Below are 18,534 nucleotides of genomic sequence, written 5' to 3'. Positions count from 1 at the left end.
TTGAAAGTATCAATGAGCTCCTATGAAGAACACTCCATTAGAAAAAACCTCTTCAGTATAGGAAAATTGGGTTATGCCAAAGGAGATAGACCCAATGTGGACTGTATTCTCTGTGGAGTTCGCGATAAAAACGAAATTGTTCCCAATCTGACCATTGCAGAAACAGAACTTTCGATTGTCTCCGTCAATCTTTTCCCTTACAACCCGGGACATATCATCATCTTTCCCAAACGCCATATCATCCATTACCTAGAGTTAACAGAAGATGAGGCTTTAGACATTCATAAACTCACACAAAAAGCGATGAGAATTTTAGAGAAACAATGGCGGGTGCAGGGCTTTAATATTGGTTTTAATCTCGGGAAAAATAGTGGAGGCTCCATCCCCCATATCCATGAACATATTGTTCCCCGGTTTCCCAATGAGGCAGGATTTTTAGATGTAATTTCCAATACGAGAATTGTTATCTATGAGCCCTACCAAATGTGGGATGACTTAAAAAAACTTTGGTCGGAAGAAGTTACCGATTAATCTTTTTTCTGATAAATGGTATGACCCAAAAATTTAAAACTATCGGAAATTCCAAACATAGTTTCTGAGTGACCTAAAATCAAATATCCTTTGGGTTTCAAACTCGACTCAAAATTTTGAAATAATGTTTTCTGGGTTGGTTTATCAAAATAAATCACAACATTCCTACAAAAAATTAAATCCAATTTTTCAGAGATAGGAAATGGAAATTGTAAGAGGTTGATTTGTTTGAAATCGATGAGTGCTTTCAAATGAGGTTTGGCTTCATAAAACACATGGTCTTTATCCGTAGTTTTGATGAAATGTTTGGATTTCATTGCGTCAGAAACTGGTTCTAACCTTTCATCTCGATACAGTCCTTTTTTCGCAGTGGCTATCACTTGTGTATCGATGTCTGAGGCATAAATTTTACAATTCCAACCTGGTTTGGTATTAAAATATTCATAAACGGTAATGGCAATGGAATAAGGTTCTTCCCCAGTGGAGGAAGCAGAACACCAAATCCGCAAAGTTTTGGGGCCACCGGCAGCCGCAGCTTGTTCTAAAGCAGGGAAGTATTGTGTTTTTAAAAATTCAAAATGATGGTTCTCACGAAAAAAATCAGTTTTGTTTGTTGTTATACGATTGATGAGCTCTTGCATTTCATCCGTTGCAAACTTCGGATCTAGTTTGAGTTTAGCAACATAGTTTTCAAAACTAACAATTCCCAATGTGCGAAGTCGTGCATTGAGTCTAGACTGCACCATAATTTTTTTATGGGGTGCTAAAAAGATACCTGCTTGTTTGTACACTAAATTTTTGATGAATTCAAATTCAGCATCACCGATTGTGTTTAAAGATGTTCGAAAGTCCAATTTGCCCTCGTAAGTGATTCGACACGTTTTTCTCGTTCTGACAAGTTGTTTTTTAGAAGGGATACTAGATAATGAAAATTGGCATCGTAAAACACCTGAATGCCCGCCCCCTCACCCTCTATTTTGAGAGAACTTCCGGATATATACCAGTTTACGAGAATCCAAGTGTCCTGATTGAACTCTTAAAACAAGGAGAGTTAGATTGTGCTCTGGTATCATCCATTGAATGTGAAAGAAATCGTGAGACTTTGGACTACACGAAAATTGTGGGAGTTTGCGCAAAAGATGTAGTTCGTTCTGTTCTCTTTTTCCGTCACGAATCTGAGTCTGGTTTGCCAAAGGTTGTTTATACCGACAAAGGTTCTCGTTCGAGTGTCGCCCTCCTCCAATGCCTACTTTTCAGAGAATTTGGAAAGTTAGTGGAGGTAGTTCCGACCCCTGCTTCAGAGATTTCAGAAATGATGAAAGAAGGAAAAGGATCCCACTTACTTTTTGGTGACCATGCTCTTTTACAAACACCAGTTCCTGGATACCAAGTGGTAGACCTTGCGGAATGGTGGAATCATTCTACTGGACTTTATTTTAGTTTTGCTTTTTGGGCCTTTCCCAAAGGAAAAGTTTGGGACGACCGCCTTTTTTTAACTGCTTTGGAATACGGATTGAAAGAACTCGACTCGATCATCAAAGAAGAAAAGAGACTTCCCATTGCCGTGACCGACAGGTATCTCAAACAGGAGTTACATTACATTCCGGAACAGAAAAACTTAGATGGGTTTGATTTATTTATCAAAACAGCAAAAGAATTAAATCTGATCTAAAAAAAACGAATTTTATATTCCCAGGTTTTGGATTCCGGATTTTCCAATGTTTCTTGGAGGGGGATTTGGTAAGTTAAATTTCCGAGTCCAATGAATCCTCTGTTGGAGCTACATTCCGAATCTTTAGGGAATAAAACTTTGAACTGAATTCGTCCTTCTCTAAGTAGTCTTGAAGTTTCTGAAATGATTTTTTTTTCACCCGCACCCGATTCGATAACAGAACTATCTGTTAGGTTTGGAAAATCTCTTTTGATGAGAAGGGTTCTTGGTTTGGATTTGATAGAAAAAGTTCCTACAAGAACTCCTTCCAAATGTAAGGGATCTTCAAAATCTAATTTATAGGATACTTTCCCCTTTCGTTTGAAATACATATCTGTTGTTTCAGATTTTTCAAGTTCTCGAAAAGTAAAATCTCTCACCTGTAGGTTGTTATTCGATTTTTTTTTGATAGAACCTATAATTTCTTCCTTGGAAGTCGGTAAGAATTTTATGAGTGAGTCGTTTGAGTCCTTTTTTAAAGGTACAGTATAGGAAATCTCCACCGTTCCCGAACTTTGTTTTCGAAAGAGAATGGTTTCTTCGTATTCAAAACAGCCAAAAAGGAAAAACAAAATGAGGGTAAACGGAAGGAAACGAAACACACCCTAGGCTTCCCATGTGGAAAGCCTAGGGTCAAGGACTATTTAGAAACGGGGTAAGCCTCGTTTCCGTGTTCCAAAATATCCAGTCCGAGTAATTCCTCTTCCTCCGAAACTCGAAGTCCCATAGTTTTTTTGATTACATAAAACATAAGGAAACTCGTCGGAAAGGCCCATAAGAAAGCAGTCACCACACCGATGGCTTGGGCAGCAAACTGAGCAAAACCTGCTCCCGCAAAAAGCCCTGTTTCTAAACTGAAAAGCCCCACAGAGAGTGTCCCCCAAGCGCCACAGACACCATGAACGGAAACCGCACCCACAGGATCATCAATTTTGATTTTGTCCAGAAAAAGGACTGATACAATCACAAGAACACCCGCTACCGATCCGATCACCACAGCACCAGTAATGCTTACGACATCACAGGGCGCAGTGATGGCAACAAGACCGGCAAGTCCCCCGTTGAGAGTGAGGCCAATTTCTGGTTTTTTGAACAAAAGCCATGTGAGGATCATCGCAGAAATGGCACCCGCACAAGCAGACATGTGAGTGACAACGGCAATCCTTGCAAAACTTCCACCTTCGATAGAAGTCGTCGAACCAGGGTTAAACCCAAACCAACCAAACCAAAGGATAAAGACACCAAGAGCTGCCATCGACATATTGTGTCCCAAAATCGGATAGACCCGTCCGTCGGTTTGGAATTTTCCCATACGCGGTCCAACCACTATGGCACCAGCAAGACCTGCCCAAGCACCCACACTATGAACCACAGTCGATCCGGCGAAATCATGAAACCCAACACCTTCACCGCCGCCAAGTCCAAGGGATTCTAAAAATCCCGTAGAGACCCCGAGTAAACTACCCCAAGCGAAAGATCCAAAGATAGGGTAAATGAAGGCGGTGATGATAATGGAAAATACCAAATAGGCAGAGAACTTTGTCCTCTCGGCCATAGCCCCTGATACAATCGTTGCTGCCGTTGCTGCAAAAACGATTTGGAAGATGAAGAAAGTATACTTAGCTGGATCCATACTTCCATCCTCTGCATTGATCAGACTTTCAGCAAAAGCAGGAACTCCAACTCCAAATCCTGTTAGGACTTGTGGCCCAAACATTATCGAAAAACCAACCACCCAATAGGCAATGGCACCGACGGTTAAGTCAGAAAAGTTTTTCATAAGGATGTTCACTGCATTTTTAGCCCTAGTGAATCCCGCCTCCACGTAAGCGAACCCCGCTTGCATAAAAAATACAAGAAAGGCTGCGATACAGGTCCAAACCCAGTTTGACTCCTGTTTGGTGGTTTCTAAAGCAAGTTTAGTCTCTGCTAATGAAACTTTGATACCTGCCATTTCTTTTGCCAATGTTTCTAGACTCTCTTTGTTACCTTCCGATTCTTCCGCTCCTAAGCTGGAAGCAATCAGAAGGATACTTAAACTAAATAATATTCCAAACTGTTTCATATATTTTCCTTAACTGACTTTCTGCGAATGTGATTCTAACCTTAAAAGTGAAGTTTTTAATTCCATACTTTGAGGTGTGTTCTTTACGCCTTGTTGCAATACTTTGATCGCTTTTGGTTTCGCATTTTCTTTCAAATAACATTGCGCAAGTAAGATACTTGCCTTAGCAAAACTATGGTCACTAGAAAGTGCCATCTTTAACGCTCGTTTTGCTTCTGAAATCATTCCGGCTTTATAATAAGCTCGTCCCATCATAAAATGAGATGCCGCTGTATTGTCCCCGGATGTTCGTAGATACTCTTCTAAATACCGAATGGCTTCGTTGTATTTTCCGTCTCGGTAATACATTTTCCCCAAAAATACCAAAATTTCCTTTAAAGATGAATCAATGCTAAAGGCTTTCAATGCTTGTGCATAAGCCTCTTCCATTTTCATTTTAGAATTGGATTGTTTCGCCATTTGAATGTAATGCGAAGCTTCTGGAATAGAATCCCCACAATAGAGGAATAAAAAGCTCAAATCATCTCCATTGGGAACGTCACCTTGGTAAGCACGAAACCGATTCACAAAGGCAGCTGACAATTTTTTTAAATCAACTTTTCCACGACCTTCCATAACAAGTTTTTCTCTTTCGTCTTGTAACCATGTGAGAATTCGATCCACTCCCACTTCATCTTTCATATGATTTCTTTGTTCACTAAACCCATCTGAAATTAAGAGTAAAAAATCACCAGGTTCTAGTTTGCCTTGTTTTTCTTCGTAATCAATTTTTCTTACAGGAAGAATTCCCAGTGGAACACCTTTCGTATCATACTGAATGAAAGTATCATCAGCAGCTTTGTAATGTAACATACGTTGGTGGCCTGCATTTACATAACCAAAAGTGTAATCGCTAAAAATACGAACCATAAAGGCAGTGAAGTAAGTAGACTCCGGAAGTTGTTCCCTTAGTTTTTCACCAAGTTCTTCCATAATTTCCGTGAGTCCAAGTCCCGCCATTACCGATCTACGAAACTGGTGGTGGATGGCCATGGTGACAAGGGCCGCTGGAATTCCATGTCCCGACACATCGATGTTAATTGCCGTGAGGGAATGGCCTTGTCTCACTATGTCAACCAAGTCTCCGCTGACTTCTGCCATCGGTTCATAGTGGCTTGCAAAATAAATTCCGTTCCAAGCGCTTAAATCTTGAGGGAGAATTTGGCTTTGGACATTTCGTCCCATCTTCAAATCCCATTCTAACTGATTTAGGATGGCAGCTTCTCTGGCTCTTGCTGTCACAAGACCTTCAATCAGTCGAACTCCATAGAGAGCCAGTGCTAACTGTGATGTTAATGCTTCGAGAATTTCCAAGTCATCAGTGATATAAAAATTTTCCCTTTCACTTTCTACAGCCAGTGTCCCAAGAATTTCTTCTTTTTGCATGATGGGAACACACATAACCGATTTAGTGGTTTCTCCTTCATCAAAGAAGTGAGCAGAACGAGTGAGGTCATTGACTAGAACCGGTTCTCTTGTGGCAAAGACGGAACCAGAATAACCTTCTCCTGAAACTAAATTACGACGAGGAGGTTCTGTTTCTTTGACAAACTTAACGGGGACGAGAAACTCTCCGTCCCAAAGTCGGAGTGTTGTGTTGTCCGACTCAAAAATTTCCTGACAGATCAGGATGACTTTCGAAAAGAGTTGGTCTTCTCTATCTAAATTAGCAAATTCTTTGGAAATGTAGAGAAGGATCGCGATTTTATCTTTATCTGTTAATCCTCCCACGACTTTGTTTTGTCCGCGGAAGTTGACGAGCATTCGTTTGGAAACTTTGAAATCAACCATATAGGATACCTTTCTGATTTAGATGCAAGTATCGTACCGACAGTGCATCTCGCCTAAAGAAGTCAGAATATCATATATTTCTCTACATTATGTGCGATATTTGAGCGGAAGGGCTATTAGGTATTTATGGAAAACATCCAATTTGCTTATATTTTAAGCAAATGCTGTTCGTCATTGGAACTGAATCTGGATTTGTGCTGCTGCTCTGGTTTCTGCCCCTTCTCTTTCGGGAACGCTGAGGCCCGCTCTTTGAACAGAAACCGAATACAAATACCCTGGCCCTAACTCAGATGGAAAAATAGAACCAGCAATTCCTAAAGAGGCAGTATAAAATCCCCTCAAACTGGAGTCAGCCCGGAATTCCCGACCGAGTCCTGTAAGAACTTGGAAGGATTCTATTTTCCCAATCGCTAAACCAATGTTACCTGCATACATAGTGCGAATCGGATAATTTGAATCATTGTTTGCCCCATTTAAAGAAATATGGGAACGTTCATAAAAAGTTCGATTTCCTTCCATTTGAAGGTCTATCGTTTCTGTGATTTTATACCCTATACCAACTAACAAACGTTCAGAAAGTTTTTCCTTTAATCTTTCCGATCCTAAATACTTATCAAACCTATAACTTCCTGGAGACTCCAAGATAACACCAAGTCGAAAATTGCCGTATTGGAAAGCTGTGGATGCCGATACGTTCCAAGAATAAGAACTATACCCTCCAAGCCTTCCAGAAACTCCTGGACCTAGGTGAAAGGCAAATGATAAATATTCATTTAATTTCCAACTGACAAATCCTTGGAAAGCATAATTGGAAAACCTTTCATCTACAGGAAAGGAACGAAGGAAAACAGGTTTTCCGCGAAATCCAAATCCCAAGGAATCAGAATAAGAAAAATATAAAGCCCCGGCAAGATATAGGGGAGAAATTTTTGAATTCGCATAACTCGCGTTTACTCCCGCATCGACTAAATGTTTTCCAGTATCTGCGAGAAATGCTGTATTTCCATAGAGACTTCCCATTGAGTTTTTTGTAACCACACCGGAGGACGAAAGACCAAGCAAATAGGCGGAAGGGTATGCGGATTCATTACCAGAAATTTGTGCAAAGATACTTCCAGGTAGAAAGACAAAGAGATAGAAACTAAGGGAGAGGAAATACCATTTTCTTTTGAAAATCATTTACTGCCATTACTCCAAAGATTTATTGGAAAGAAAAGGGATTTCTAATGACAAAACCTATGTACAAACAATTTCAATCTCCCCAAGGTTGGTATTCCTTTCTTTTCCCAGCCAATTGGGAACATATGGTCGTGGAAGAAATTCCTGCCTTTTTCCATCCAGATGGCGGTGGGGCCTTACAGGTGTATGCCTTCGAATCCAAACAAGAAGATTTTAACGTAGACTACGAGTTAGAAAACTATTTAAAAATCCATGAAATTGACTACGATGCCGAAAACGTAGCGGTTTTTGAAAATAATGAAGGTTCCTCCATTCGTGCCTGTGAATTTCTAAAAGAAGACCGAGTGTGGATGGTGTATATGGTGGCCAACCATACAAGAATGCTCCTCGTCACTTACAACTCCGATGAAGAAGTGGGAGATGAACTCTTCCAACAGCTAACCAATATCATAAGTTCGGTTCGGTTTTTGAATTAATTTCTTTCCCTTTTTTACTTTACAGAAACAAAATTGAACTTAGTCTCTATTCCACTCATAAGTGCCGAAATTAGGAGACAATATGAAAAAAATAGGGTATGGAATTGGGGCTTTTTTTGCTGCCATTCTTCTCATCGTAATCATCGCGTTAGTTTTTGCTGGGAGTTTCATCACCCCTAGTTTTCTTGTCAAACAAATCGAATCAGCAATCAATGTGCGAGCTCATGTCGAATCAGTCAATATCAGTTTGTTCAATGTTCTTTCTGGAATCGAGATCGAAGGTATCATTCTTGCTCCCCGCGATGAAGTGGCAAACAAAGGCATTCCGCTCGACCAAAGAAAATCCAAACCAAAAGGCCTCATCCAACTTGGAAAAGCGGAAGTTAAAATTTCTTTTTTAGCCCTTCTGACCAAAACCTTAAAGGTAAACAAAATTGTTCTAAAAAAACCAGAAATCTCTCTGACTATGAATGAGGATGGAGGAAATAATCTAACTTCCCTTTTCAAAACACCTAAAATTGTAGATGGAGAAAAGAACCCAGCACTTTCCCAAGAAGCGTTAGCGGAAAAAAAAGCAGCAGAGGAAGAAGAAGCAAAAGAAAAAGCGAGTGCCCCGCCATCTGGCCCATTTTCGATCAAAGACATTCCAATCGCCATAAAGATGGGACTTGTTGGGATCCAAGAAGGAACGATCCAAGTGTTTATGCGTAAAACAGGCCAACAAATTCAAATTCAAAAATTGGACTTAGAATTAAAAGACATTGACATTGACGGAAGTGATCTTAATTCGCATAACAATGTAAATGTGAATTTTGATGCCGATGTCACTATCATTGGCAGAAATAAAAAAGAAGCTGCTAAGTTTATATTAGAAACCGAAGGAAAAGTAACTCCCTTTGTTGTCAAAACTGGACTAGTGAATCCTAAAGTCATTTATGAAGTTACCATGAAAGAAGATTCCTTCGTTTCTGGATTTGCTGCTTTTGATGCCATCGCAGGGGAATTACCAGCTCTGAACCAAGCGGGATTAAAACTAGATAAACTAAAAGAAAAAGCGGAACTAAAAAAAGACGTATCCTTCCAAGTAGAATATAGCAATGGAAAAGTCACATTTCTCGATGAACCTACTTTCCCAACCAAAAACTATGACTTACAAATCACCAAAGGATCCTACATCATCACCACTACGAACTACCATGAAATGAAAATGGGAATGTTATATGATGAAGATGAATCCAAAAAGTCACTCGCTTCTGTGGATGAAAAAATCAAACAAGCCACCAAAGGCCAAGGAGATCCCAAAGCACTCCGCAATAAAATTGTTGGGAACTTAGTCAAAGACGAAAGGTTATTCATTCCCTTTCGAACTTATGGTGACATTCGGAATCCAAGTGTGGAACTGGGCGTTGGCCTCGGAACCTTAACCGATTTAATTGGTGGAGCTGTCAAAGAAGTGATCAAAGGAAAAGCAGGAGACGCGTTGAAAAAAATTCCAGGTGCTGGAGATGCTCTCAAAGGATTGGGATTTTAATCTAAAGAAACATTACTTCACTTTTCTCCTTTCGTATAAAAAAAGGGACTAAATCATTAGTCCCTTTTTTGTTTGGTTTTAGAAATCAGTTAGAGTTTTAAATTCTACTTATCTTCCGCCACCAGATCTTTTTCTCATACTCGCATCCAAAACTTTTTTACGAAGACGCAAACTTTGTGGAGTCACTTCCAAAAGTTCATCATCATCCAAAAATTCAATGGATTGTTCCAAAGTGAGTTTCTTTGGTGGAACCAAACGAATCGCTTCATCCGATCCAGAAGCACGAACGTTTGTGAGTTTTTTCTCACGCACTGGGTTCACTTCTAAGTCAGAATCCCTGCTATTCATTCCAAGGATCATACCAGGATAAACTGCTACTTGTGGTTCAATGAAAAGATCCCCACGTTCTTGCACTTTCCATAGAGCATAAGCTGTTGATTCCCCTGAGTCCATAGAAATAAGGGCTCCGTTTTTACGACCAGGAATTTCACCTTTGTATTTATCAAAACGTAGGAAACGGCTAGACATAACCCCTTCACCACGAGTTTCAGAAATAAAATGACCTCTAAATCCAATTAGGCCTCTTGTCGGAATGGTGTATTCCACACGAGTGATTCCAGAAGTGTGAGCGTCCATTCCTGTTAACTCACCTTTACGGCGGTTCAGTTCTTGGATACAAGCACCAGAATACTGGTCAGGAAGATCCATCACAAGGGTTTCATAAGGTTCGATTTTTTCACCCAGTTCGTTTTGTTTGATGATTACTTCTGGGCGAGAAACTTGGAGTTCGTATCCTTCTCTACGCATGTTTTCAATGAGGATGGATAAGTGGAGTTCCCCACGTCCTAAAATTTTAAAACGATCTTTGTCTTCTGTTTCTTCCAAACGAAGTGCCACGTTGGTTTCCAATTCTCGGTCAAGTCGTTCTCTTAGGTTACGTGTCGTAACAAATTTACCTTCTTTCCCAGCAAACGGAGAGTTGTTGACCATAAAGAACATGGAAACAGTTGGCTCTTCTACTTGGATGGCAGGAAGAGGGAGTGGATTTCCTAAATCACAAACTGTATCCCCGATGAACACATCTGGAATCCCAGCCATAGCCACGATATCTCCGGATCCAGCTTCGTCGATTTCGTAACGAGTGAGTCCTTCGTAACCATAAAGTTTTGTAATTTTATAATTAGCAGTGGTTCCATTTGTTTTTGCGAGTGTTACATCCGCACCTTTTCTCATGGTTCCTTGGTAGATTTTACCAATGGCAATACGACCAACGTATTCGTTGTAATCAAGTGCAGTGACTTGGAATTGGAGGGCTTTGTCACTTTCGTTTTTTACGGCAGCCACATGTTCCAAAACTTTATCCAGAAGTGGTTCAATGTTTACACCCGGTACTTCGGAAAGTTGGTTTACTGCCCAACCTTGTTTCGCTGATGCATAGATGATAGGAAAGTCTAACTGTTCTTCAGTGGCACCAAGGTCACTAAACAAATCAAATACTTTGTCCACTGAATATCCTGGTCTTGCACCTTCACGGTCTACTTTGTTCACAACAACAATTGGTTTGTGGCCAAGTTGGAGTGATTTTCCAAGCACAAATCGAGTTTGTGGCATCGGACCGTCGAAAGCATCGACTAGTAAAAGTGTACAGTCTGTCATGGACAGAACTCGTTCCACTTCCCCTCCGAAGTCCGCGTGACCTGGAGTGTCTACGATATTAATGCGGGTGCCTTTGTATTTTACCGAAGTGTTCTTGGCAAGGATGGTGATCCCTTTTTCCTGTTCCAAAGTGTTGGAATCCATGATTCTTTCTCGGTCTTCTTTTGCAGTTACGGCGCCCGTATGGCGAAGGATACAATCTGTTAGTGTCGTCTTACCGTGGTCGACGTGTGCGATGATGGCGATGTTGCGAATTTCCATTGTTTTTACCAGAAATTCTAATCCGGTTAGGCTGTAAATGGGGATTTCAGTTTGACAAGAGGTGCCCATCAGAAATCCTGGTAAGAACTACATTCGAGAAAGAGATTAGGATAGTTATATGTTCGCCATCATTGAACTTGGAGCCAAACAATTTAAAGTGTCTCCTGACCAGGTATTCGTCGCAGAAAAAACAGGAAACTCGGTTGGAAGCACAGTAGAAACGAAAGTCCTACTCCTTTCCGATAACAACAAAGTGAACATTGGTTCCCCAGCATTGTCTGGTGCAAAAGTCACTTTGAAAGTATTAGAAGACTGTAAGGGTGAAAAAATCCACGGCTTTAAATACAAAAAAAGAAAAAACTACAAGAAGTCTTGGGGTCATAGACAACAACTTCAAAAACTCCAAGTAGTTTCCATCAACGGATAATTGATTTATAGTAAGATTTTTAAAGATTTAGGAGGGAAAATCGCAGGAATCCAACTGGAAGGACATTCTCCCAAGGACTTAGGTTCGAAAGGCGAAAATCTTTTGTGTGCAGGGGTCTCCACTCTGGTTCAGAGTGCTCACTCATATTTGGCATCACAAAACAGTTTGAAAACGGAAGAAAAACGAGACGGATACTTGAGGTTTTTAGTAAAACCGACCCAAAGAGATGGCTACCAAAGCCTACTTTCCATGGTCGAGTTTGGATTAAAATCTTTAGGACACTCTCATTCCCAAGCGATTTCCATCCAAGACGAAATAATAAAGGGGTAAACAATGGCTACAAAGAAAGGTGGTGGATCCACAAAGAACGGTCGTGATTCGGTATCGAAAAGACTTGGTGTAAAAGTTTATGGTGGTCAACTAGCAATTGCTGGAAACATTATCGTTCGCCAAAGAGGAACTGAATACAAACCCGGAAAAAATGTAGGGATTGGTCGTGACCATACTCTTTACGCACTTGTGGACGGTGTTGTGACTTTCGAACATGTAACTAAAGAAAGACAACAAATCTCCGTTTACCCGAAAGTGTAATCCTCTCATACATTTGAGAGGCAAAACCCGTTTTAGGATCTCCCTTAAACGGGTTTTTTTTTGACCAAAGGAAATTATGAGCGGATTTATCGACGAAGTACCCATTCAAATTCGAGCCGGACACGGAGGGGCAGGTTCTGTCCATTTCCATAAAGAGAAATTTGTAGAATTTGGTGGACCGGATGGTGGTGACGGTGGCAAAGGTGGTGATGTCATCTTTCTTGCCGAAGGTAGGATGATGACTTTAGAAAACTACCTCCCTGACCGTATGTATGCAGCCCAAAACGGAGAACCAGGACTTGGTCAAAACCGAAATGGAAAAAACGGAGAAGATTTGATTCTCAAAGTTCCTGTAGGAACTCAAATCATTGATTCTGTGACAATGGAACTCATCTATGATTTCAACCACGACGGCGAAAGTTTTACCATAGCGACCGGCGGACGTGGTGGAAAAGGAAATACATTTTTTAAAACATCAGTCCAACAAGCACCTAGATACAGCCAACCCGGTGAAGAAGGTGGAGAGTTTTCTCTAATTTTAGAATTAAAGTTACTGGCAGACATTGGTATTGTTGGTTTACCGAATGCTGGTAAGTCGACCCTACTCGCAAAAATCACCCACGCCCATCCAAAAATTGCGGGATATGCTTTTACTACCCTATCACCTAATCTTGGTGTGGTGCATAGACATGAAGATTTGTTTCGTTATACAGTAGCGGACATTCCTGGAATCATTGAGGGTGCTTCTCGGGGTGTAGGCCTTGGGATTAGTTTTTTAAAACATATCGAACGAGTCCAAGGGATTCTTTTTCTTTTTGATGGTGGAAATTTACAACTCGAGGAAGAATTGGAAATGTTAAGAAGTGAACTTGGGAACTACAACCAGTCGCTTTTGAATAAAAAATTCTTAATTGTCATTAACAAAATGGATATTTGGGATAACGATCCTACTTTTACCGAAGAGATCAAAAAGAATTATTCGAAGTTAGGGGAAATCATTTGTATTTCTGCCGACAAGGAATCCAATTTAGATTACTTACTGGAACGAATCGACAAAGTATTTTTTGAAGACAAAGCAAAGTTAGTTTATGAAAACACGTAAGGATTTTTTAGACTCCATAAAGAAGGCCAAACTCATTGTGATCAAAATCGGAAGTGCTCGTGTTTCCGGTGAAGAATCTAAAATTAATGATTTTTTATATGATTTAGTCGGTGACATTCGTACACTCCGTGACCAAGGAAAGGAAGTAATCCTTGTTTCTTCTGGTGCTATTGCCCAAGGAAAAAAACTTCTGGTGGACCAAAGTGGGCCTATCTCTCTGCCTAACGGAAAAACCACATTGGCCGAAAAACAAGCGTTTGCTGCCATGGGCCAAAATAAACTCCTGAATCTTTACGAAAGTTTTTTTAGTCGAGTCAATGTCCCAATTGCCCAAATTTTATTTGGAAGAAAAGATTTAAATGAGGAAAAGAGTTTTACCAATTTAAAACAAACCTTTCGTCAACTTCTGGATTGGGGAATTTTGCCCATAGTAAATGAAAACGATTCTGTCTCTACAGAAGAAATCAATTTGGGTGATAACGACATTCTGTCTGCGATTGTTGCCTCCATTGTAGGAGCTGACCTACTCCTCATTCTCACTGGTGTGGATGGATTTTTAAAAGACCAATCTAAAATTGATTTATTCACAGAAATCACCAAAGAAACAGAAAAATTGGCAACAGGACCATCAGGACCTGGAACTGGTGGGATGTTTACTAAAATCAATGCCGCAAAACTTTTGTTACCATATGGAATCAAAACTGGGATTGTGAACGGTGAAAAAAAACATGCAATCGCTAAGTTTTTTGAAGTTGAAAACTTTGGAACTTTGGTTGCTGATTCTTCTTTGTCACACCGAGTACCCAATGCATCCGAAATCCAAACTCATTTTTTTTCCTTTCAAGCGGAGTGAACTATGGCAGATGAATTAACAAGTTACGCGAAAGACTTAGCAACGAAAGCCAAACTGGCAAGTAGAGCCCTAAAAGGTCTTACCACTTTAGAAAAAAATTCCGTATTGGGCCGGGTGGAAGAACTCCTCATCCAAAATGAATCGGTTATCATCGAAAAAAATAAACTCGATATGCAGAATGGAAAAGAAAAAGGTTTGTCCTCTGCCATGATGGATCGCCTTCTACTGGATTCAAAACGAATTAAGTCGATGGCAAAAAGTATCGAAGAAATTCGTAATTTGCCAGATCCAGTGGGTGAAGTGGTTCGTGGCACCATCCTCCCCAATGGACTAGAACTTCTCACGAAACGTGTTCCTATTGGTGTGGTGATGACAATTTTTGAATCAAGACCCAATGTGATCATCGATATTGCTTCATTATCTTTCAAATCAGGGAATGCTTGTATCTTACGTGGTGGATCTGAGGCTTATCATTCGAATTTAATCCTTTCTTCTTTATTCCACCAAGCGATTGAAGAAAAAAAACTACCTGGTGTGACAAAAGACGTTGTGACTTTTGTAGAGAATACAAATCGAGAGGCTATGGTTCCTTTTTTCCAATTGGATGATCTCATTGATGTGATTGTCCCTCGCGGTGGAGAGGCCCTCATTCGTTTTGTTTCAGAAAATAGTAAAATCCCTGTCATCAAACATGACAAAGGTGTGACCAATCTTTATCTTTCAAATCAGGCAAATCCAGAGATAGTCCTTCCCATTTTAATCAACTCAAAAGTCCAACGTCCTGGGGTTTGTAATGCTTTGGAAAACCTACTCATTCATAAAGACTATCCCAATCTAAGGAAATTATTGGAAGATTTAGAATCTGCGGGAATCCAAATTCTCGGAGATGAATCAGTTACAAAACTTTTGCCAGCCGCTAAACCAGCGTCAGAGGATGATTTTTATACAGAATTTTTAGATACTAGACTCAGCGTAAAAATAGTTAATTCTCTTTCAGAAGCCATGGAAAACATTCGAAAATACAGTTCAGGTCATACAGAATGTATTTTGTCCGAAGATGTAACGGAAATCCAAACCTTCCAAAAAGAACTAGATAGTGCTGCCATTTTTGTCAACTGTTCCACTCGGTTTCATGATGGTGGTGAATATGGACTTGGGGCTGAGGTGGGAATATCCACTGGAAAACTCCATGTGCGCGGTCCAATGGGTCTCATCCACCTAACAACTACGACAACTTATGTAACAGGAAGTGGACAAGTCCGCGGTTAAAAATGGAAGTATTGTTTTTTGGAGGAAGTTTCAATCCACCCCATTTGGGCCATAGACACGTGATTGAAACCGTTTCCAAATCCTATCCAAAGGCTCTTCTTTATATTTGCCCTAATTTTGTTTCGCCCTTTAAGGAAGGTGGAAAGGAGTTTAGTGCGAGCGAAATTTGGGAACTTTGTCTTACTGAATTTGAAGGTTTACTCTCAAAGAATGTGATTCTTTGGGACGAAGAGATCAAAAAACCAAATACAAGTTTTACAATTGATAGTTTACAAACGCTTCGAAATCTCCATCCAAAATCAGAGATTTCCCTCGTGATGGGTGAAGACAATTTAGATTCTTTTGGCAAATGGAAATCCTATTTGGAAATTCTAGATTTGATTAAACAAATCATTGTTGTGCGTAGAGTTACTTCCTATCCTAAAGAAATTTTCATTCCTAGTTTGATTCCCAAAACAAAGGTAAACATATTATCAAATCCAGTTTTACCCATTAGTAGCACGGAGATTCGAAGGATTTTTTACGGAAACTTGGTGAACGAATTTCTTCTTCCCCAAACCAAGGAACGGCTTCTGAGATTTTTAGAATTAAAGGAAAGCGGTAATTCAAAATGAACAAAACCCTAGAGGGAAATCTTTCATTGGAAGATTGGATTTCGTTTTTTAAAGAAGAAGTGCCGAACCATGTGACAGAGACTCGCCTCCAACATATCTTTCGAGTTGCCGATTACGCAGAATCGCTAGCAAAAATTCATGGGTATCCCAATCCAAAGAAAGCCTATCTCGCGGGACTTTGCCATGACATCACCAAACAGAAAAAACAGGAAATCCATACAGGACTTTTCACAGAATTTTCGTTGGATGTGACGGGAATTCCTTCCCAGGCCCTCCATGCCTTTTCTGCGCCTTTATGGTTAGAGAAAGAATATGGTTTTTCGGATCCAGAAATAACAAAGGCAATCTCATCTCATACTTTAGGGAATCGTTCTCCCGAACTTTTGGACAAAATTCTCTATGCGGCGGATTTTTTAGGATCTGACTTTGCTTTCCGTAACCAAGAGCTTCCGCATTGGGTAGAGAAAACGATGGAAAATCTAAATTATGGCGTTTTTATGAAAGCCTTTCAGACCATTTCCTTTCTTATGGAAAAAAAGGAAGTCATCCATCCTTTTACGTTTCAAACGTACAACCAATCTGCAAATTTGCTTAAGGAAACCAAATAGATGTTACGTGAAGCTCCCAAAAAACAACCGATTCCTGCCAAAACTTTACTCATTACAGCTGGTTCCTTCTTTTTGATTGCCCTTCTTTTTTTAGTTTTCAAGTCCAAAGGTGGATTTTCTTTAGACCAAAAATTGTCTCAAAGCAAACGTCTTCCCATCCTCTTCTCCGTCTTAGGTGATAAGGATGAATATTTGTTTTCTTTGTATGCGGAATTTTATCCCAATGAAAAGAAAGCTGCCCTTTTCTTTGTAAATCCTAAAACCAGCTTCGATGATGGAGATAAATCACTCAAAGAAAAAGGAAGTTCTGCTCCTTCTTATGTGGAATCTGTTTTAGAGGACACTTTAGATTCCAACATTCCTTTTAAAATTGTTTGGACCAAAACACAATTTCAAAATTGGATTAATTTACTGGGTGGGTTAGGTTTTTTCTTTGAACCAAAGTCACTCCATATAACAAAAAACTACGCTAGGAACAAACAAACTTATGTTTTAGATGGTGATGATTGTTTTGATTGGATGAGTTCCCTTTCGGATGAATCAATGCTTTCTTATATCCGTAGGCTTGAAATTCAAGAAACAGTATTTTTAACTCTTCTCGAAGCCATTCACGAAAAAAGAGACTTACTAGGAAAACAAAGAGTTGCCTACCTCCACTCTCAAATGACAACCAATCTATCAGCTAAGGAATGGGAAACTTTGATTGATTTCTTGAAAAAAGAAAAAATCCATTTTGGAGTTTCCGAAGTTCCGGGCGAACCAACAGGAAGACCCAAACAAAAAGATGAAATTCTAAAAGCCAATGAAGAAACGGTAAAGGTAGCCTTTCATAAATTTACAAGCGAACTTAGATCCCTTTCTTTTAGCGAAGGGGAAAGAGCTAGGATTGAAGTCCTGAACGGAACCCCGAAAAATGGGCTTGCCAGATACGGTAAGGTGCTTCTGAATGATAAGGGTCTGAAAGTCCTCTCCGTTGACAATGCCTGGGATTCTAGTTTTAAATCCAGTATCATCCTTAACCGCTCCGGAAACACACAGTACACAGATATTATCTCAGATACTTTCCAAGGACGAAGGGTTTACTTCGCACTCCGAAAGGATTTGGGGCTTGATGCCACTGTGATTCTTGGGGAAGATTTTCAAAATTCCAAGGACTAAAATGCCGAATATCAGCACCGAGACATTAGAACATCTCAAAAAAATCAAACAGACGTTAATTGACAAAAAATGTGAAAATATCCAATTTTTGGATCTAAAAGATGTCCATAGTTATTTATCTTTATTTGTACTCGCCACTGTCAAAACCGAAACCCAAGGCCGGTCTTGTGCAAAAGACATCGATAAATACATGAAACCATTAAAACTCGCAGTCAAAAGACAAAACCTCGCCGACCTTCCGAAAGATGCCACAGGTTGGATCCTTCTCGATTACGGTGAAATTTGTGTTCATATCATGACAGACGAAATGAGAACCTACTATTCGCTCGATCGTCTCTGGGGCGACGCCACTCCTATTGTTGTATAAGAGTGAGTGTTTCTTCCCAATTGTCCTTTGGCAATTCACAAGAAAAATTGCGACATACATAATATAAAATTCCAGAACCAGCTCCTCTTCCCGTAAGGAGTTCTAGTGGTGTATAGAGACAAAGACCCTAAGGAAGTTGGATCCATTCGAAAAAAATTGGCAGCTTTAAAGGATCCTAATTTGGTTTGGCTTGTGATTGAAGAATCGAAAGCGAAATCACTCGAAGAAGAACTAGAACTCCTTACGGGAAGAGGAGCTGGTTCTGGAATTTTATATTATGTATGTCGCAATTTTTCTTGTGAATT

21 protein-coding genes are annotated in these 18,534 nt (G+C 40.0%); 15 read left to right on the top strand and 6 right to left on the bottom strand.

Annotation, left to right across the window (positions count from 1 at the left end):
- Window positions 1-12 precede the first annotated feature (12 nt).
- Window positions 13-531: an HIT family protein gene (locus tag EHQ24_RS03225; protein ID WP_135600267.1), complete on the top strand. Its 519-nt coding sequence runs from the start codon at window positions 13-15 to the stop codon at window positions 529-531.
- Here the strand turns inward: EHQ24_RS03225 and EHQ24_RS03220 are convergent.
- The gene (locus tag EHQ24_RS03220; protein WP_135600266.1) at window positions 528-1,385 is read right to left on the bottom strand and encodes a CheR family methyltransferase; all 858 of its coding nucleotides are present in this window, start codon (window positions 1,383-1,385) and stop codon (window positions 528-530) included. The genes EHQ24_RS03225 and EHQ24_RS03220 overlap by 4 nt on opposite strands.
- 71 nt (window positions 1,386-1,456) lie before the next feature.
- On the opposite strand from EHQ24_RS03220, the gene EHQ24_RS03215 reads away from it, so the two are divergent.
- On the top strand, window positions 1,457-2,203 hold the full coding sequence (locus tag EHQ24_RS03215; RefSeq protein ID WP_135600265.1) for a menaquinone biosynthetic enzyme MqnA/MqnD family protein: 747 nt from the start codon (window positions 1,457-1,459) through the stop codon (window positions 2,201-2,203).
- On the opposite strand, the gene EHQ24_RS03210 is transcribed toward EHQ24_RS03215, so the two are convergent.
- The 4 genes from EHQ24_RS03210 to EHQ24_RS03195 form a co-directional block, all read right to left on the bottom strand.
- Window positions 2,200-2,844 carry an LIC11874 family lipoprotein gene (locus EHQ24_RS03210; protein ID WP_135600264.1) on the bottom strand — a complete coding sequence of 215 codons (645 nt, stop codon included), beginning with the start codon at window positions 2,842-2,844 and terminating at the stop codon, window positions 2,200-2,202. The genes EHQ24_RS03215 and EHQ24_RS03210 overlap by 4 nt on opposite strands.
- Before the next feature lie 38 nt (window positions 2,845-2,882).
- Window positions 2,883-4,307, bottom strand: a complete 1,425-nt coding sequence (locus tag EHQ24_RS03205; RefSeq protein ID WP_135600263.1) for an ammonium transporter — start codon at window positions 4,305-4,307, stop codon at window positions 2,883-2,885.
- Window positions 4,308-4,316: 9 nt separating this feature from the next.
- Window positions 4,317-6,137, bottom strand: a complete 1,821-nt coding sequence (locus EHQ24_RS03200; RefSeq protein WP_135600262.1) for a GAF domain-containing SpoIIE family protein phosphatase — start codon at window positions 6,135-6,137, stop codon at window positions 4,317-4,319.
- Window positions 6,138-6,308: 171 nt separating this feature from the next.
- Entirely contained in the window at window positions 6,309-7,316 is a 1,008-nt protein-coding gene (locus EHQ24_RS03195; RefSeq protein WP_135600261.1) for a hypothetical protein, read from the bottom strand.
- Between the two features lie 47 nt (window positions 7,317-7,363).
- On the opposite strand from EHQ24_RS03195, the gene EHQ24_RS03190 reads away from it, so the two are divergent.
- Both EHQ24_RS03190 and EHQ24_RS03185 read left to right on the top strand, forming a co-directional pair.
- Window positions 7,364-7,792, top strand: a complete 429-nt coding sequence (locus EHQ24_RS03190) for a hypothetical protein (RefSeq protein WP_135600260.1) — start codon at window positions 7,364-7,366, stop codon at window positions 7,790-7,792.
- Between the two features lie 82 nt (window positions 7,793-7,874).
- Window positions 7,875-9,323, top strand: a complete 1,449-nt coding sequence (locus tag EHQ24_RS03185) for an AsmA family protein (RefSeq protein ID WP_135600259.1) — start codon at window positions 7,875-7,877, stop codon at window positions 9,321-9,323.
- Window positions 9,324-9,431: 108 nt separating this feature from the next.
- On the opposite strand, the gene typA is transcribed toward EHQ24_RS03185, so the two are convergent.
- On the bottom strand, window positions 9,432-11,240 hold the full coding sequence (gene typA, locus EHQ24_RS03180) for a translational GTPase TypA (protein ID WP_135600736.1): 1,809 nt from the start codon (window positions 11,238-11,240) through the stop codon (window positions 9,432-9,434).
- A gap of 118 nt (window positions 11,241-11,358) precedes the next feature.
- On the opposite strand from typA, the gene rplU reads away from it, so the two are divergent.
- From rplU to EHQ24_RS03125, 11 genes are all read left to right on the top strand, one after another.
- Entirely contained in the window at window positions 11,359-11,667 is a 309-nt protein-coding gene (rplU, locus tag EHQ24_RS03175) for a 50S ribosomal protein L21 (RefSeq protein ID WP_002974492.1), read from the top strand.
- Window positions 11,668-11,997 (top strand): ribosomal-processing cysteine protease Prp, encoded by a 330-nt coding sequence (locus EHQ24_RS03170; protein ID WP_135600258.1) that lies wholly within the window; start codon window positions 11,668-11,670, stop codon window positions 11,995-11,997.
- A gap of 3 nt (window positions 11,998-12,000) precedes the next feature.
- Window positions 12,001-12,258: a 50S ribosomal protein L27 gene (gene rpmA / locus EHQ24_RS03165; RefSeq protein WP_135600257.1), complete on the top strand. Its 258-nt coding sequence runs from the start codon at window positions 12,001-12,003 to the stop codon at window positions 12,256-12,258.
- A 76-nt stretch (window positions 12,259-12,334) separates the two neighbouring features.
- On the top strand, window positions 12,335-13,360 hold the full coding sequence (obgE, locus tag EHQ24_RS03160; RefSeq protein ID WP_135600256.1) for a GTPase ObgE: 1,026 nt from the start codon (window positions 12,335-12,337) through the stop codon (window positions 13,358-13,360).
- Window positions 13,347-14,213, top strand: a complete 867-nt coding sequence (gene proB, locus EHQ24_RS03155) for a glutamate 5-kinase (RefSeq protein WP_135600255.1) — start codon at window positions 13,347-13,349, stop codon at window positions 14,211-14,213. Before obgE ends, proB begins: the two co-directional genes overlap by 14 nt.
- Window positions 14,214-14,216: 3 nt before the next feature.
- A complete protein-coding gene (locus EHQ24_RS03150) occupies window positions 14,217-15,482 on the top strand; it encodes a glutamate-5-semialdehyde dehydrogenase (RefSeq protein WP_135600254.1) in 1,266 nt (421 codons plus the stop codon).
- A 2-nt stretch (window positions 15,483-15,484) separates the two neighbouring features.
- Window positions 15,485-16,096 carry a nicotinate-nicotinamide nucleotide adenylyltransferase gene (locus EHQ24_RS03145; RefSeq protein WP_135600253.1) on the top strand — a complete coding sequence of 204 codons (612 nt, stop codon included), beginning with the start codon at window positions 15,485-15,487 and terminating at the stop codon, window positions 16,094-16,096.
- Window positions 16,093-16,704 carry a bis(5'-nucleosyl)-tetraphosphatase (symmetrical) YqeK gene (gene yqeK, locus EHQ24_RS03140; protein WP_135600252.1) on the top strand — a complete coding sequence of 204 codons (612 nt, stop codon included), beginning with the start codon at window positions 16,093-16,095 and terminating at the stop codon, window positions 16,702-16,704. The genes EHQ24_RS03145 and yqeK overlap by 4 nt, the downstream gene beginning before the upstream one ends.
- Entirely contained in the window at window positions 16,705-17,862 is a 1,158-nt protein-coding gene (locus tag EHQ24_RS03135) for a LytR C-terminal domain-containing protein (protein ID WP_135600251.1), read from the top strand.
- Window position 17,863: 1 nt separating this feature from the next.
- Window positions 17,864-18,229, top strand: a complete 366-nt coding sequence (gene rsfS / locus EHQ24_RS03130; protein WP_135583415.1) for a ribosome silencing factor — start codon at window positions 17,864-17,866, stop codon at window positions 18,227-18,229.
- 105 nt (window positions 18,230-18,334) lie between these two features.
- The coding region (locus tag EHQ24_RS03125) for a hypothetical protein (protein WP_244310281.1) at window positions 18,335-18,534 on the top strand (200 nt) is incomplete at its 3' end.

Origin of the sequence: Leptospira noumeaensis (assembly GCF_004770765.1) — a bacterium.
In the GTDB taxonomy this organism is placed as follows: Bacteria; Spirochaetota; Leptospiria; order Leptospirales; family Leptospiraceae; genus Leptospira_A; species Leptospira_A noumeaensis.
Note: the sequence above shows the minus strand (reverse complement) of the source record. Positions and strands in the feature narration are given on the sequence as shown.